This window comes from Paenibacillus sp. FSL R5-0470 (genome assembly GCF_037975205.1).
Classification (GTDB): Bacteria; Bacillota; Bacilli; order Paenibacillales; family Paenibacillaceae; genus Paenibacillus_AQ.
This window is the reverse complement of record NZ_CP150238.1, coordinates 6,022,112-6,038,676: the sequence shown is the minus strand read 5'-3', so window position 1 is coordinate 6,038,676 and position 16,565 is coordinate 6,022,112. Positions and strand designations below refer to the sequence as shown.

The 16,565-nt window shown below is 47.4% G+C and carries 16 protein-coding genes; 14 read left to right on the top strand and 2 right to left on the bottom strand.

The window, feature by feature from the left end; genetic code table 11:
• The first annotated feature begins 98 nt into the window (after positions 1-98).
• From MKY99_RS26695 to MKY99_RS26660, 8 genes are all read left to right on the top strand, one after another.
• Entirely contained in the window at positions 99-875 is a 777-nt protein-coding gene (locus MKY99_RS26695; RefSeq protein WP_076300681.1) for an ABC transporter ATP-binding protein, read from the top strand.
• Positions 876-979: 104 nt separating this feature from the next.
• Positions 980-1,783, top strand: a complete 804-nt coding sequence (locus tag MKY99_RS26690; protein ID WP_339267262.1) for an ABC transporter permease — start codon at positions 980-982, stop codon at positions 1,781-1,783.
• Between the two features lie 36 nt (positions 1,784-1,819).
• Positions 1,820-2,707 (top strand): ABC transporter permease, encoded by an 888-nt coding sequence (locus MKY99_RS26685; RefSeq protein WP_052404425.1) that lies wholly within the window; start codon positions 1,820-1,822, stop codon positions 2,705-2,707.
• Between the two features lie 23 nt (positions 2,708-2,730).
• Positions 2,731-4,338 (top strand): FAD-binding protein, encoded by a 1,608-nt coding sequence (locus MKY99_RS26680; RefSeq protein ID WP_339267259.1) that lies wholly within the window; start codon positions 2,731-2,733, stop codon positions 4,336-4,338.
• A complete protein-coding gene (locus MKY99_RS26675; RefSeq protein WP_076285505.1) occupies positions 4,335-4,667 on the top strand; it encodes a ferredoxin family protein in 333 nt (110 codons plus the stop codon). The genes MKY99_RS26680 and MKY99_RS26675 overlap by 4 nt, the downstream gene beginning before the upstream one ends.
• Before the next feature lie 48 nt (positions 4,668-4,715).
• Positions 4,716-5,774, top strand: coding sequence for an ABC transporter substrate-binding protein (locus tag MKY99_RS26670; RefSeq protein WP_339243516.1), 1,059 nt, complete (start codon positions 4,716-4,718; stop codon positions 5,772-5,774).
• Between the two features lie 39 nt (positions 5,775-5,813).
• A complete protein-coding gene (locus MKY99_RS26665) occupies positions 5,814-7,424 on the top strand; it encodes an FAD-binding protein (RefSeq protein ID WP_339267258.1) in 1,611 nt (536 codons plus the stop codon).
• Positions 7,421-7,762: a 4Fe-4S binding protein gene (locus MKY99_RS26660; RefSeq protein ID WP_076285502.1), complete on the top strand. Its 342-nt coding sequence runs from the start codon at positions 7,421-7,423 to the stop codon at positions 7,760-7,762. Before MKY99_RS26665 ends, MKY99_RS26660 begins: the two co-directional genes overlap by 4 nt.
• Before the next feature lie 205 nt (positions 7,763-7,967).
• On the opposite strand, the gene MKY99_RS26655 is transcribed toward MKY99_RS26660, so the two are convergent.
• Positions 7,968-8,513: a glutathione peroxidase gene (locus MKY99_RS26655; protein WP_042191922.1), complete on the bottom strand. Its 546-nt coding sequence runs from the start codon at positions 8,511-8,513 to the stop codon at positions 7,968-7,970.
• A 680-nt stretch (positions 8,514-9,193) separates the two neighbouring features.
• Between MKY99_RS26655 and MKY99_RS26650 the strand changes: the two genes are divergently transcribed.
• The 6 genes from MKY99_RS26650 to MKY99_RS26625 all read left to right on the top strand — a co-directional run bounded on the left by MKY99_RS26650 (position 9,194) and on the right by MKY99_RS26625 (position 15,497).
• Complete coding sequence (locus MKY99_RS26650; protein ID WP_076285501.1) at positions 9,194-10,270, top strand: bifunctional 3-deoxy-7-phosphoheptulonate synthase/chorismate mutase; 1,077 nt, start codon at positions 9,194-9,196, stop codon at positions 10,268-10,270.
• 258 nt (positions 10,271-10,528) lie between these two features.
• Entirely contained in the window at positions 10,529-11,905 is a 1,377-nt protein-coding gene (locus MKY99_RS26645; RefSeq protein ID WP_256716398.1) for a SulP family inorganic anion transporter, read from the top strand.
• A 188-nt stretch (positions 11,906-12,093) separates the two neighbouring features.
• Positions 12,094-12,576, top strand: coding sequence for an Rrf2 family transcriptional regulator (locus tag MKY99_RS26640; RefSeq protein ID WP_042191916.1), 483 nt, complete (start codon positions 12,094-12,096; stop codon positions 12,574-12,576).
• Positions 12,577-12,597: 21 nt separating this feature from the next.
• A complete protein-coding gene (locus tag MKY99_RS26635) occupies positions 12,598-13,596 on the top strand; it encodes an LLM class flavin-dependent oxidoreductase (RefSeq protein WP_076285499.1) in 999 nt (332 codons plus the stop codon).
• A gap of 188 nt (positions 13,597-13,784) precedes the next feature.
• Positions 13,785-14,558: a hypothetical protein gene (locus MKY99_RS26630; RefSeq protein ID WP_339267255.1), complete on the top strand. Its 774-nt coding sequence runs from the start codon at positions 13,785-13,787 to the stop codon at positions 14,556-14,558.
• A 105-nt stretch (positions 14,559-14,663) separates the two neighbouring features.
• Positions 14,664-15,497: a prohibitin family protein gene (locus MKY99_RS26625; RefSeq protein WP_042191910.1), complete on the top strand. Its 834-nt coding sequence runs from the start codon at positions 14,664-14,666 to the stop codon at positions 15,495-15,497.
• 75 nt (positions 15,498-15,572) lie between these two features.
• Here the strand turns inward: MKY99_RS26625 and MKY99_RS26620 are convergent, their stop codons facing one another.
• Complete coding sequence (locus tag MKY99_RS26620; RefSeq protein ID WP_339267253.1) at positions 15,573-16,565, bottom strand: 3-oxoacyl-ACP synthase III family protein; 993 nt, start codon at positions 16,563-16,565, stop codon at positions 15,573-15,575.

Here is a 16,565-nt window from a genome sequence, read left to right as displayed (position 1 = left end):
TTTGAATAAAAATTACCGACTGTTCCTACAGAGGTATTGCGAATGTAAAAGCGCAATACCTCTGTTTTTTTGTATACAGAATTTAAGGAGGGGTCACGATGGGAGAAGCGTTGCTGTCGATTTCAAATCTAAATAAACGTTTTGAGTCTACCGGAGGTCATGTTCAGGCACTGTATAATGTTGATCTCCATGTGCAAGAGGGTGAATTCATTACGGTCATCGGGCCCAGTGGCTGTGGCAAAAGCACGCTGCTGCGCATCGTGGCCGGTTTGGACAGTGGATATACGGGGAGCGTTACCTTAGGAGGGACGGAGATTGGGGGTCCCGGAATCGATAAGGGATTTATTTTTCAAGAGCATCGTCTCTTTCCTTGGCTCACCGTAGAGAAGAATATTGCTTCTGATTTGCCGCTAGGCAACAAAGAAATTAGACGTAAGGTCGATGAGTTGATTGATCTCGTCAAGTTAAATGGGTTTGAGAAATCCTATCCCCGGGAGTTATCGGGAGGGATGGCCCAACGGGTGGCGATAGCCCGTGCGCTACTGCGAAATCCCAAAATCCTGCTGCTGGATGAACCGTTTGGTGCACTGGATGCGTTCACTAGAGCGCATATGCAGACGGTGTTACTGGACATTTGGCGGGCCAACAAAACAACCATGATTTTTGTAACGCATGATATTGATGAGGCTGTATTTCTAGGTAATCGGGTAGTGATTTTAGAACCTCGCCCCGGGAAAATACGTAAGATTGTCCCGGTTGATTTGCCGTATCCACGTAAAAAAACAACGTCTTCCTTTCAAGAGCTACGCCTGAAGGTGCTGAATTATTTTGAAAAAGTCGATGAGCTTGAGCTTATTGACGGGGCAGGAATATAAATATGTCGACCATACCAATGGAGACCTCCGAAAGTGTTCAATATTCGAGGGTCTCTTTTTGTTATTTAAAGAGATTGTAAAGCTAAAAAAGGTGGGTGCAGAGCATGACAAACCGGGCTATAGCCGTAAGAACTTCCGGACGCCCCGGAAAGGTAACAACATTTGGACTGGGCCTTCTGCTGCCGGGCACTGTGCTAATTCTGTGGCAGACCCTTGGACACTATGGAATGATCTCAGAGATGCTGTTCCCGACGCCGTATACCATTGCAGAATCATTTGTAACTTTGGCTGCTTCAGGGGATTTATGGCCGAACTTTAGGATCAGCTTGGTCAGAGCTCTTTCCGGATTCCTGCTCGGTGGTGGACTTGGTCTGCTATTAGGCATTCTCGTAGGTCTGTTCCGCAGATCAGAGAAATTGCTAGATCCATCCCTGCAAATGATTCGCATGATACCAAGCTTGGCTGTAGTGCCGCTATTCATTTTATGGTTCGGGATCGGTGAGGAGTCTAAAGTACTGTTGATTGCTAAAGGAGCATTTTTTCCGCTTTATATTAATACGTTCATGGGTATTCGCGGCGTGGATAACAAGCTGTTCGAAGTATCTCGAGTGCTTGGATTCAGCCGGTTAAAGCAGGTTGTAAGACTAGTACTTCCAGCCGCATTGCCGAATATTATTCTCGGAGTGCGCCTTTCCTTGGGGCTCTCTTGGTTAGGTTTGGTAGTCGCAGAGCTGATTGCTTCCACTTCAGGCATTGGGTATATGATGTCGGACGCGCGTCAATTCGCGGATACACCTGTGGTGTTCGTGGGAATTATTATTTTTGCCATTGCAGGACTGGTGAGTGATTCTATTGTTCGCTACATTGAACGTCGGCTGCTGAGATGGCAGGACAGCTATCGCGGATAAACAGAAAACGCGCAAGAAACGAAAGGGGGATGCGCCATGAGCGATGGAGCAGAAGCTATTTTGAATAACACTACAAGAGCAAGAGAATCGCTAGATAGCAGTGATATTGCCCCTTTATCGACTAAGACATTGGAGAAATCGGCGGTACCTATAGCATGGAAATCTCTACTGTCAGATTGGGGAACGGGCGCTATCATTCCGGTGGTGACAATAGTACTTTGGCAGCTGGCAGGAAGCACCGGACTGATCTCCGCGCAGTTTCTGCCGACTCCATTGTCGATCGCCAGAGCTTTTACAGGGCTATTGGTGACTGGAGAGTTAACTCATCATCTAGGTGTCAGTATGGGGAGGGCGGGAGTTGGATTTCTTATCGGAGGTGTTCTAGGCCTTTTATTCGGAGTACTGACTGGCTTGTTTCGCAGTGTGGAATATGTGCTCGATCCTAGTGTACAGGTCCTTAGGCTTGTTCCTCATCTAGCTATAGCACCGCTAATTATTTTGTGGTTCGGCTTTGGGGAGATGTCCAAAGTAGTGATCATTCTGACAGGGTCATTCTTTCCGCTCTATATTAATACGTTTATGGGCATCCGCAATGTGGACAATAAGCTGTTTGAGGTGTCCCGGGTGTTAGGATTTAGCCCTTATCAGAGGCTGCGCAGGCTGATATTACCGGCAGCATTACCCGGGATTTTGTTAGGATTGCGACTGTCATTGGCTGTAGCATGGATCGGTCTTGTTGTAGCTGAACTCATTGGATCACAATCCGGCATTGGATTCCTGATCAATGAGGCGAAGCAGAACTCTAATACAGAGGTTGTGTTTGTAGGCATTATTATCTTTGCTATTGTCGGCAAGCTAATCGATTCTTTGTTCCGAATCATTGAACGCAAGTGCCTGTTCTGGCGCGATAGTTACGAAGGGTAAATCATTTGAGGAGGTCTTGAGCTATGAGTGGATCGATACAAAAAGGGTCGTTGAATTTGGTGGCGGATGTGCTTGTTATAGGCGGAGGCCCTGCAGGAACATGGGCAGCCCTTACGGCCTCAGCGAAGGGGGCGAAAGTTGTTCTTGCAGATAAAGGCTACTGCGGTTCGAGCGGTGCAACGGCCCCCTCAGGAACAGGAGTCTGGTATGTGAAGCCGGATGAGAAGCTCCGGGAGGAGGCCAAAGCAAGTCGTTATACATTGGGCGGTCAGTTGGCTGAATCCCGCTGGATGGACCGAGTGCTAGACCGTACCTATGCCAATATGAACAAACTTGGCGTTTCAGGATATCCATTCCCTGTAGATGAGCAGGGTAACCAGTATCGTAAGAGTCTTCAGGGACCGGAATATATGAAATTAATGCGTAAGCTGGTGAAAAAAGCGGGCGTTAAAATTCTAGATCATAGTCCAGCCATGGAGCTCCTAGCGGATGAGCATGGCGTAGCTGGAGCGGCTGGAGTCCATACGCAGAGTGGTGACACCTGGACTGTTCAGGCAGGAGCGGTTGTCATTGCAACTGGTGGGTGTGCTTTTCTAAGTAAGGCTCTCGGCTGTAACGTGTTGACCGGAGATGGCTATCTATTTGCAGCTGAGGCTGGGGCGAACTTGTCCGGCATGGAATTCTCCAATGCCTATGCTATCTGCCCTACGTTCTCCTCTGTAACCAAGACAGCATATTACAACTATGCCAGCTTTTATTATGAGGATGGAAGCATTGTGGAAGGGGCGGGTTCCAAGAAAGGGCGTTCAGTTATCGCTCGGAATCTGCTAGCAGGCAATCAGGTGTATGCCAAGCTGGATGGAGCGCCCGAGGATTTAAGACCGCTGCTGCGGGTGGCGCAGACGAATTTTTTCTTGCCCTTTGATCGACAAGGGATCGATCCTTTCAAGGATGCTTTTCCGGTTACGCTTCGTCTCGAAGGAACGGTTCGTGGGACGGGTGGTATTCATATCACGGACGAAAGCTGTGGCACAGGTGTTCCCGGACTTTATGCGGCAGGAGATGCAGCTACCCGTGAGCTAATTTGCGGGGGATTTACTGGTGGTGGCAGCCATAATGCGGCTTGGGCTATGTCATCCGGCAGTTTTGCAGGAGAAGGGGCAGCTGTCTATGCGCAGAGACTTGGCTCGAATGCAGCGTACCGTAATCCAGTCGGCTTATCATCTTCTCCACTAGTTCATCAAGAAGTGAAGCCTGGAGTATCAGCTCATACGTCAGAGGTTGTGTCTGCTGTGCAGGCTGAAGTGAAGCCGTATGACATTAATTTATTCCGTACGGATAAAGGGCTGAACTCTTCATTAGGTCGTCTGGATGAATTGTGGAAAGATCAGCGTAGCCGTGAGATTCAGCGAACACCTGAAGGGGTTAAAGCGCGTGAAGCTGAAGCCATGACTGCAACCGCCCGCTGGATGTACAATTCCGCGCTTGCCCGTACGGAGACGAGGGGCATGCATAAGCGTGAAGATTTTAAGGGAACGGATCAAGAACAGCATCATCGCTTAATTAGCGGTGGATTGGATCAGGTATGGGTGAAGACAGAAGCCGTGGCCAAGGAGGGTGTTCTATCATGATTGAGGTGATCAGCGCTGCCAGATGTGTAGAGTGCAACCAATGTGTATCGGTCTGCCCGACCAATGTCTTCGAACGGGTAGAGGATGGCATTCCTGTTATTGCCCGGCAGAGCGATTGCCAGACTTGCTTTATGTGTGAGCTGTATTGTCCTGTGGATGCTCTCTACGTTGCGCCAGATTCAGAGAAAGTGATTGGGGTGACAGAGGCAGGGCTAGAGGAGCAGGGATTACTTGGTGGTTATCGTGAAAAGGTAGGCTGGGGCAAAGGCAGACAACCGGTAGCAAGTCATGACTTTATGTACAAATTGGCGTCGAGGGCAGGGTTCTGACCTTGATTAAGATTAAGATAAATAACATAAATCTAGGGGGAGAAAGAAATGAAACCAGCGTACAGAGAGATTCAAGGGAAACGTTCTAAAAGGATACGATTTGCACTTTTAACTACGATTATGATGGTTATGCTGGTTCTTCAGGCTTGCGGAAATAACGCTGGAGGAAATGGAGCATCTGCATCCGGCGGCTCTAGTACAGAGAAATCTGGAGGCAAAGCCGAAAGTAACGTTCCAGCGGTACTGAACTTTGGTTTTATAGGCTCTAATAAGCTGAATGTGCCAGGTGGCGCGGAGGGCTGGGGCTTTTATAAAGGGATCATTCAAGAAGAGTTGAAGAAATATGGCATTACTGAAGTGAAGCTTACGGGCTTTCCAAACGGCCCTGATCAGACAGAATCCTTAATTAGTGGTCGATTAGATATCGGCAGCCTTGGGGATACACCTGCTATTATTGCTTATGCTTCTGGCGCCAAGACACGTCTGATTTCACAATCCTCAGCCAACACTATCGGTTATCTAATCGGTAAGAAGGATGGACCAAAGACGGTGAAGGATCTGCAAGGGAAGACTATTGCCATTCAAAAAGGCTCTTTCATGCACCGCTATGTGGTTGGGTTACTTCAGGAGGAAGGCGTAACTGACTATAAACTCGTGCATATGCTCATTCCGGATGCTACCGCAGCTTTGGCCCGTGGAGATGTAGATGCTACGACTAATTTGGGTGTACCTGCGCTGAAGTTAATTGACCAAGGTTACACTCACTTAGACGATGCTTCGAAGCATCCGAACTTGCTCGGCACTAGTGCAACTGTCGTGTCCGAGGACTATCTGGCGAAATTCCCTGACTTTCCGAAGGCGTGGAACGAAGCCCGTGAGAAAGCCTTGGCGGATTTGAAACAACACGAGGATGAATATTATCAATTTTTGGCTGAAATCGGAGATACAACGCCAGAGCTGGCGAAGCAAGTAAATCCAATTAGTGATATCAAAGATACCGCGTTCACTGACGAAGGAACCAAGCTACTGGAGGGTACCAAGAACTTCCTTGTCGAAGAAAAATTAGCGAAAAAAGACTTCAATATTAGCGATTGGCAGCTGAAGTAACAATTGCTTGGAAAGCGCAAATGCTTGGGAGGAAAAGATATGTCGCAGCTTAAGAAGGAAATGACAGTGGATGTGCTCGTGCTTGGCGGAGGACCCGCAGGAGCTTGGGCGGCATGGAGTGCAGCATCGCAAGGTGCAAAGGTAGTCTTGGCCGATAAGGGCTACTTGGGCACAAGCGGCGCCACTGCTCCGGGCGGTACAACGCTGCTCGTTATCCCTCCAATTGCCGAGCTGCGTGAGCAGGCGGTTCAATCCAGACTAAAAGCTGGTGGATATCTGTCGGAGAATGCTTGGATTCACCGCGTGCTGGATCAGGTAGAGCAGAATCTGGCTCTAGTCGAGCAGTGGGGTTATCCTTTTCCGAAGGATGATGAAGGTAACTCACTGCGTACACATCTGCATGGACCAGAGTACATGCGGATTATGCGAAGAGTTGTCCGCAAAGCGGGGGTCACGATCCTCGATCAGTCGCCAGCGCTAGAGCTTCTTCATGATGAACATGGGGTTGGCGGGGCACGTGGGATTAACCGTCTGACAGGGGAGTCTTGGGAAGTGAAGGCCAATGCCGTTGTGATGGCAACCGGAGGCTGTGCTTTTCTCAGCAAAGGTCTTGGCTGCAACGTACTGACAGGAGAAGGGCTGTTGATGTCCGCTGAGGTGGGAGCCGATTTGTCAGGCATGGAATTCAGCCGCCAATACGCTCCGAGCTTTGCAGATGGAACTGTAACACGTGGCCGTATGCTAGCTTGGGCAACGCTTTATGATGCGGACGGTCATCCGCTGCATAAAGGGGATCGGACCTTTGGCAGCATCCCTGAAATGATGCTCAAGGGGCCGGTTTATGCTTCGCTCGATCTGGCAGATACAGCGGAGAAACAGGATTTTCTGCGAAAAGCGCATCCGATTTTCTTTATGCCGCTGGAGCGTGCGGGAATTGATGCGTTTAAGCAGAAATTCCCGCTCACCCTGCGCTATGAGGGCACGATGCGCGGCACTGGGGGTCTGCGCTTGAGCGGCACAGACTGCCGGACGACCGTGCCCGGACTCTATGCGGCCGGAGATGCCGCATCTCGCGAGAAAGTGACCGGCGCCATCTCCGGCGGCGGGGCTTATAACGCTTCCTGGGCCATATGCAGCGGAAGCTGGGCAGGCCAGGGAGCCGCGCAGCATGCGCGCTCCAGCCGAGGGCAGGCGAACAGCCGCAACCTGACCGCAGCGGGACGCTACGGTCTGGCGGCTGGCACCGACACCTCGGAAACGCTGGAGGTGAAGCCGCTAGTCGCGGCGATCCAGCGTGAAATCTTACCGCTGCAGATTAATTATTTCCGCAGCGAGCCGGGCATTTCTTCAGCCTTGAAGCGGCTGAATGCCTTGATGCCCTTGTTGAACGGGCGCGTTCCCGCCACCGTACAGGGCATCGTGCAAGCACGCGAAGCCGCGGCTATGCTCGCGGTCGGCAGATGGATGTACACCGCCGCGCTGGCCCGGAAGGAGACGCGCGGCCTGCAAAAGCTCGCGGAATATCCGGAGCTTGATCCGCGTCAAACCCACCGGCTGATTGTATCCGGTATAGAGCAAATAAGCATCGGTACCGAGGCTGTGCCCCATGCTCATGAACTGAATCTACTAAAGGAGGGGCAGGCGATATGATCGAACTAATCAGCGTGGAACGCTGCGTGGGTTGTAAACTGTGTACGAAAGTATGTCCGACAAACGTATTCGAAATGCAGGGGAAGATTCCGGTTATTGCGCGTCAGGAAGATTGCCAGACTTGTTTTATGTGTGAAGCTTATTGCCCTGTAGATGCACTTTATGTAGCACCACAGGCAGATCAGCTTATCGGTGTAAATGAGGAGGCGCTAATCCAGACAGGGTTGCTAGGGAGCTGGCGGGCTGAGATCGGCTGGGGACCGGGCGCTAACGGCTCAATGGCTGAAAGGGATACCACCCCTTATTTTGAAGTGTTTACCGAGCAGTACCGTACGTGAAAAAGCCGCCCAGAGTTGGAGTCTGGGCGGCTTTTTGTTGTATAGAAATTCAATCTATGTAGGCCTTTGTTCCGGGATTTCCACCGCGAAGAGCGGTTTCAATCAAGAAATCTGGGGACAACAGCGGCCGGAAGTCCAATTATTCACCGCAGTGACTACTGTGCTTTAAGTTGATATCATTAGTTCGGTATATATCTAAAAAAAACTATAGCAGTGCTTCGATCGCTGGCTCAATATCCAGCGGATCCACAGTAGATTCGAATCTTGTAATTACATTGCCTTCGCGATCAATTAGAAATTTAGTAAAGTTCCATTTGATTTCGTCATTGTTCAGTGCTTCCGGATCTTTGCTCTCAAGCATGCTTTGAAGCAGCTTTCCTGAAGAATGGTTCATGTCGAAGCCTTCAAATCCAGCCTGCTCAGTAAGGTGAGTGAAGAGGGGATGTTTATTTTCGCCCTTTACTTCAACCTTCTCAAAGAGAGGGAACGTAACGCCGTAATTGATTTGGCAAAATACATTCACTTCTTCATTGCTGCCAGGTTCCTGCTCCCCGAACTGATTGGAAGGGAAACCGAGAATTTGGAAGCCGCGATCTTCGTATCGCTCATAGAGCTTTTGCAGGTCGGAGTATTGGTGGGTAAACCCACACTTACTTGCTGTATTCACAATCAAAAGTACTTTACCTTTGTATTCCTCTAGTTCGATCTCTTTTCCTCGAATACTGCGTGCTGTATATGGATAAATGCTCATGCTGCTACATCCCTTCAGTTATGTATTGTCAACGCTAAAGCTGCCAGTGAATAAGAACAGGAAATATTTTTAATGATTTAATTGTAAACAATCAAAATATCGCTGTCAACTTCATACATAGAAAGGGATTGGAACCTTTTAAGCAGTGGCAGAATAGTATGGGTATGGGTTATTTCATACTTCAAAGCCTATTCTAGCGAGTTGTTATAAGAATAATTGTATCTCATATGATTTTATTGCGTTAAAGCTACTCAGCGTTCCATTATTATCTTGCATCGGAAACATTTTTTGATTAAGATAGCAGAAACCAGCGCAAAAGACGCGCTGACATAAATAAGACTATGACGAAGAGAGTAAGCATTATAGCGGATCTTAACAGGGAAGGCGTGCCGGAGACTGAGAGCACCCTCATGAGACGATTAATGCCGAAGTTCACTTCCGAGTCGGCCCCTGAAGTAGTTTGTCACAGGTCGTGACAGGTATGAGTAGGGAGGCCCGCGCCCCGCGTTACCGGGTTTAAGATAGAGTTAATCTTTAGTCGAGGGAATCCGATTTTCTATTCCTTTGTGCTAGTTTAAGGGTTAATTCTAAATAAGGGTGGTACCACGGCTCCTCGTCCCTTGCGACGGGGGGCCTTTTTGCGTTTCAAATTATAAATAAGAAGAGGGAGTGGAAGGGTAATGAGTAACGTAGAATTGGATGTTCTTAGAGGTCGTCTGGATGAAATTAATGGGCAATTGCTGGAGCTGATCTCCGAGCGGGCTAAAATTGTGCAGGAGATTGGAGTAGTTAAAGAAAAGCAAGGTGTGCCTAAATTCGATCCAGAACGTGAAAAGAAAATGCTTGATCAGCTCGTAGCGAGCAACAAAGGACCTTTCACTAACGGAACCATCCGCAGCCTCTTCAAACAAATTTTTTCAGCATCTCTGGACTTACAATCCGATGAACATAAAAAAACTTTACTAGTAGCGCGTAAGAGTCACAAAGAAGACACTGTGATTGTTCTGCCGGGAGATGTTACTGTTGGCGGTCCTTCTTCACTGATGGTAGCTGGTCCTTGCTCTGTGGAAAGTGAACTACAGACCCGCACCGTAGCTGCAGCACTGCAAAAAGCTGGTGTACGTGTTATGCGTGGAGGTGCCTTCAAGCCGCGGACTTCTCCTTATGATTTCCAAGGTCTAGGTATGGACGGCCTAAGAATATTACGTGAAGCAGCAAATGATTATGGTCTGCTGACCATCAGTGAAATTGTAGATCCAAGACATATTGAAGAGTCCTTAGATTATGTAGATATCATCCAGATCGGTGCTCGGAACATGCATAATTTCGAGCTGCTAAAAGCGGTCGGAGAAGTCAATAAGCCTGTGCTGCTGAAACGCGGATTGGCTGCTACGCTCGATGAATTCATACATGCAGCGGAATACATCATGTCTCGTGGTAATACACAAATCATGTTGATTGAACGCGGAATTCGTACGTATGAAAAAGCGACCCGCAACACGCTCGATATCTCAGCAGTGCCTATTCTTAAGCAGGAATGCCATCTGCCAGTATTGGTCGATGTTACTCACTCCACAGGACGCAAAGATATTCTTATCCCTTGTGCAAAAGCTGCACTCGCAGCCGGAGCCGATGGTATTATGGTCGAGGTCCATCCTGATCCTGCAACTGCGTTGTCCGATGCCGCGCAGCAGCTGAATATTGATGAGTTCAACAACTTCTTTAATGAAGTGAAAGCTTCCGGACTATACCGGTAATCTAGAAATATAGAATTTGAATGATATTTTAAGGATTGGCTAGAAAATGAGGTGTATAAGCGCTTACAAGTCTAACTAATCTTTTTGTGAAGGTGAAGGTGGGTCGAGTACAATAAGCAACATTAGCGTTGCACCGGCCCCGGGTCTTTTTGAAAAGGCCTATATACCTTATTAGTCACAGGAGGAAATTAGATTTTGAAGCAGCTTACCTTAAATAATGGGTGGTTTTCTAACACTCGAACCGATATTTTATCGGGGATGACCGTAGCCGTTGCACTGATTCCTGAAGCGATCGCTTTTTCGATCTTGGCGGGAGTAAGTCCGATGGTTGGTTTATATGCCTCTTTTTGTATTGCAATTGTAACCGCACTTGCCGGAGGCAGACCCGGAATGATCTCGGCGGCTACAGGGGCTATGGCCCTATTAGTCGGAAGTCTCGTACTAGAGCATGGAATAGAGTATCTGTTCGCGGCAACTGTACTGGCTGGTGTGTTTCAGATATTGATGGGGATGCTAAAGCTGGGCCGATTCATCACTTTTTTGCCACAGCCGGTCATGACGGGGTTTGTCAACGCGCTGGCGATACTGATTTTCATGGCGCAGCTTACCCATTTTAAGGGACAAGGCTGGGTGATGTATGGACTGGTAGCTCTGACATTGCTTATTATCTATACGGTTCCTCGGTTTACCAAAGCCGTACCCTCAGCGCTTGTAGCGATTGTTATCGTTTCTATTCTTAGCATCGCTCTTCATCTGGACGTAAGAACCGTAGGGGATATGGGGAATATTACAGCAACTTTGCCACTATTCCATTTACCGCAGATTCCGTTCACGCTGGATACGCTGCTTATTATTTTGCCATATTCACTCTCGCTGGCCGTAGTTGGGCTATTGGAATCACTGATGACTGCCACCTTAATAGACGATATTACGGGCACAGGTAGTGATAAGAACAGAGAGGCGAAGGGACAGGGGCTGGCGAATGTAGTCACTGGTTTTTTCGGAGGGATGGCAGGCTGTGCGATGATTGGCCAGTCAATGGTTAACATGAAGTCAGGAGGACGCACGCGTCTGTCCACGTTTGTATCAGGGATCTTTTTATTGTTCCTCATTATCGTACTTGGCGATGTGGTTAAGCAGATTCCGATGGGCGCGCTCGTTGGCGTAATGATAATGGTCTGTATCAGCACCTTTGAATGGGGCTCGCTTAAATCTCTAACCCGTGTTCCGCTTAGCGATGCGTTGGTTATGATTGTGACGGTGGTCACCGTGGTGGCTACAGACAATCTTTCTATTGGCGTTTTGTTTGGGGTTCTGCTAAGTGCTTTAACGTTTGCTTGGAAAATAGCTTCGATCCGCCTAACAGTTCAGGAAGCTGCCTCTTCCAAAACATATGCGGTTACCGGCCAGCTGTTCTTCGGCACGACAAGCCACTTCATTCATGAATTCGCCTACGATAGCGATCCCGATCATATTATTATCGATTTTTCACATTCCCATGTGTGGGACCAATCCGCAGTTCATGCCATAGCGAAGACGATGAGCAAATACGCCGAGCGTGGCAAAAAAGTCACCATTACCGGACTTAATGATCAGAGCTCACAGCTGGTTCAGCGGGTGGGACTATCCATATGAAAAAGATTGCGCTATATGCGCGATCTTTTTTTTATAGCAGATATTAACTGTAAGAGAAGACGAGCAGGGTTTTACTTTTGGTGCAAACTGATATAAAGTATAAAGTGGATAATGTTTATCCGCTTTATACGCGGGTGGTATAGTCTACAGTTTATATTAAGCAATTTATGTAGATCGAGGTGCTGTACATGCATATGAAAACAGGGGTAGAACAGTCAGTGTATGCACTGGTTCTGCTTAACATGCTGCCGGACAAAGCGGTGTTGTCTGGAGAAGCGATTAGCCAGCAGCTCGGAGCATCGGCGACCTATTTTCAGAAACTGTTAAGAAAGCTGGTAACCGCAGACATCATCACGTCTGTTCCCGGCATTAAAGGTGGCTTTAAATTAAAGAAGAGACCTGAAGATATTCGTGTATATGACGTTTACCTTGCGGTGGAAGGACAGCAGTCGCTGTATTCATCCAATGGTATTCTGGTAGACATGTTGGATTTAGAAAAAGAAGATAGCTGCTGCCTGTTAACCAATCTGATGGAAGAAGCTGAATCCTCTTGGAAAGCTGTATTAAAGCGGGAGACTATTGCTTCGTTGTCGGAGGAAATGCGTGGTGAACGCTTTAAAGATAAGATTGCAGCCTTAGAGGAATGGATCAGCAATAAAATGGTCATCTGACCAAAGAAGGGATGTATTCGCATGAGATTAAGCGTATTGGATCAGGCACCCGTGACAAGTGGTAACACAGCGGAAGGTGCTCTGAATAAAGCAGAAGAACTAGCTATTTTAGCAGATGAGTTGGGATATAGCAGAATGTGGATGGCTGAGCACCATGGCGGAAATACATTTGCTAGCTCAGCTCCGGAAGTAACGGCAGCCCGTTTAGCCGCTAAGACCAACCGTATTCGAATCGGCACCGGCGGTGTAATGATGATGCATTATTCTCCACTTAAGCTGGCGGAAGTATTTAAAACGTTAAGTGCTTTTTCCCCGGGGAGAATTGATTTCGGTGTGGGACGAGCTCCTGGTGGCGATACAAGTGCCATGTACGCTCTGTCTGAAGGCCGCGAGTTAATGCTGCATAACATGTATGATAAGCTTGGCATTACTATGCAGCTGCTTAGTGATCAGATTCCGGAAAATGAGTTGTATGCCAAAAATCTTGCCGCTCCAACGAAGGTGGCGCTCCCTGAGGTATGGTTGTTAGGCTCGAGCGGCAACAGTGCGCGAAAAGCAGCACAGATGGGAGTCGGATACTCCTTTGCGCAATTTTTTAATGGTGCGATGAGTAATGAGATTTTGGATCAATATCGGAATAACTACCAGCCTTCTATCTTCATGGACAAACCTGAGATTAGTGTATCCTATATGGTAACCACAGCAGAAACGAAGGAAGAAGCTGAGTATGAGGCATTACCGCAGGATATTTTTCGGTTGATGATGAGCAAGGGCAGAATTACTCAGGTGCTGACACCAGAAGAAGCTCAGAACATATCGTTATCGGAAATTGACCGGATGTCAATCAAGGAAAGCCGTAAGATTCATTTGGTTGGTGCGGTTAAAGACATCGCCGCACGCTTGCAAGAAGAACAAGCTCAATATGGTTTCCAGGAAGCGATGATATGCAGCATTCCGCATTCGCAGGAGAAACGTCTAGAGGTTTACCGACTACTGGCGCTTGAACTGCTAGGTTCTTGATACTTTCCACTCAAACCCGCATTTGATGCGGGTTTTTTGTATGCCCATTTAGCCTTTTGATCGACGCATGCCCTCAAAAGACAATAAATTAACCCTCCCGCCCCCTAAAAGTAACAATTGAAATTCTAACTTCATCTATGATTAATGAAAGATTTAATTTTAAAAAGAGGATAGGAAGTGAATAGGAGATGTTTCCTTTACATAAATCCGTTACGCTGACAGTTTTGCTTCTAATGAATCTGCTGGCAGGTTGCCAACATCAGGTTGACCCATCCCCCCTTCAATCGGCTAACGATTACCACACATCAAGACCGAAGCCAACAGACACCTCTGCTAACCTCATGAAGCTGGAGTGGATGCTGGTGGATACAATCCCCGTAGTCTCTCAACTAAGTGCTCCACCTACAGGCGCTACTTTGATTACAGAGAAGAAGCTGGATAATTTCGGAGGAGTCAAAGTGAAGGTGTATACGATGGCTAGTGACGAAGACTATGTGTATGCCAACATTTCTACTTCCAAAGGACAATACAGTCTAGGGGCGATAGGAACTTATAATTATCGTCAGCCGGAGGATATCAAGGTAGAAGTGGTGCGGATTTTTAGCGAAAAGGTGCTGAAAATCACCGGTGGACTAGGAGCAAATAACTCGCTCACTAACTATTATTTAATCGACGAGAGTGGTAACCCCTCGGGATTGCTGCAGATAGATACCGGACATTCCAAAGAGCTGGATGTTGATGGGGATGGATCTATTGAGGGTGTAGCCGCGCATAGAAATCCAATGAGTGCCTACATTTACCGCTGGAATGTTGATCATGCTGAGGTAAGTTACGTTAATGATGCTTTAAGGGCGGACTCCGTAGTGCTAACGGATGAAGGAATATATGAAGCTTTTAATATCGGGGACAAGCAGAGCAAAAGATTCCGATTGACCCTAGAAGGACTGATCCCAGAGCGGTAATGCCATGACTACTGCTGCTGAAATACTTCCTGCGACCAATTCCCTCGAACCTCCGTATAGACGATTAAGCTTAAATGATTATCCATAATCTAGGAGGGGTATTGGATGAATATGCAAATGAATCCGAAATTGAAACAGCTGCGACCGGGGAAAATAGTTAGCGGTGTTGCAGCGGTGCTCATTGTATTGTTGATTGGCGCGAACTCTTTTGTATCTGTGGAATATGGGCATGTAGGTTTGTACAAAACCTTTGGTAAATTAAATGACAATACGTTGTCACCTGGTATTCATTTTAAAGTTCCGTTTATTCAGACGGTGATTCAAGTCAATACGCAGGTAACGAAAGCGGAGACCGATACTTCAGCCTCTTCAAAAGATCTTCAGCCCGTATCCACACATGTAGCGGTGAACTATTCCGTAAATAAGGCTTCTGCCTTTAATCTGATGAACAATATCGGAGGTAATTTTGATAATGTAATTATCAATCCGGCCATTCAAGAAATCGTTAAAGAAGTGACAGCCAAATATCCAGCAGAGGATTTGATTACACGCCGTGATGTAGTGTCGAGTGAGATCAGTGAGCACTTAACCGCTAGGCTGGCAAAATATGATCTGATCGTCAACGATATTAACATTGTTAACTTTAAATTCTCTGAGGCGTTTAACCAGTCGATTGAAGCGAAGCAGGTCGCCCAGCAGCAGGCGCTGAAGGCCGAAAATGATCTCCGGCGGATTGAAATCGAAGCGAAGCAAAAGATCGCACAAGCTCAAGCCGAAGCCGAATCTTTAAGACTTAAGAAGCAGGAGGTTACACCTGAGCTGGTGCAGCTGAAGCAAATAGAGGTTCAGGAGAAAGCGCTGGAAAAATGGAACGGCGTACTGCCATCTGTAACAGGGGGAGCCACTCCATTTGTGGATGTTCAATCCCTGACTAAATAATTCATTATTAGATTTCTGATTTGTTTCCTCTGATGAGAAAGCCCTACTTCTATAGAAGTAGGGCTTTTTATGCTATTAATATTGATAAAGCATTGTAGGAATTTGCCAACCAGCACCAACCGACCAGAAGAAGACATAGTCGCCACGTTTGATTCGTCCGTCTTCGACTCCGCGTTGAAAGGCGATAAAAGGACTGCTTGTAGCTGTATACCCGAACTCGTCACCTACATAGATGAATTTCTCATCAGTAAGTCCAAGACCCTCTTGGATGAGCTCGATATTTTTGAGAGAGAATTGTGAAAGGCAGAAGGCAGATATATCATCTGTAGTCAGGCCGTTTCTTGAGAGAAGCTCTTTCATGTCTGCAACCGCCGCATTTACACAAACTGTACCGTCAAAGGGTGTCCAGCGTATCCGAATTTGCTCAGGTGTAATGTCTTCGTGATAAATATTCGATAAACCGCAAGCAGGGAACATAATATTCTCAGATCCCTCAGAATCAGTGTAACAAAGGGAGTCAATGAAGCCTGATTGCTCGCTACTTCGTTCCAGAATGACAGCTGCTGCGGCATCCCCGAAGTTAGGGTAAGTAATTTCATCATCCGTATTGCAGTGCACTGAGCTATAGTCGCTTCCCACGACGAGTGCGTACCGGATACTAGAATTAGCTTGCATATAACGACTTGTCTGCTCTACAGCAGACACCATTCCTGCACAGTTGGCATTGGAATCTTGCGTAATGGTCCGATGTTTACCTTGTAGCATGCGGTGCAGCAGGAGTGCGTTGGTAGGATAGGTATATTCCGGTGTCTGTGAAGCGAACATGATCATATCCATATCTTCACCTTGTAAATTGGCTTCTTGTAGCGCTTTTTGGGCGGCCTTGAGTCCCATCGTTAGGGCATTTTCATCCTTATCGTTTACGATGTATCTCCGGTCACGACCCATGACTTCTAGGAATCGCTTAATGTCCTTGCCCATACTCTGGAAATGCTCCAGATAATAATCATTAGATACGACATGTTCCGGATGGTAATAAGCGGCTTGGCGGATGGTTATATGTCCCAA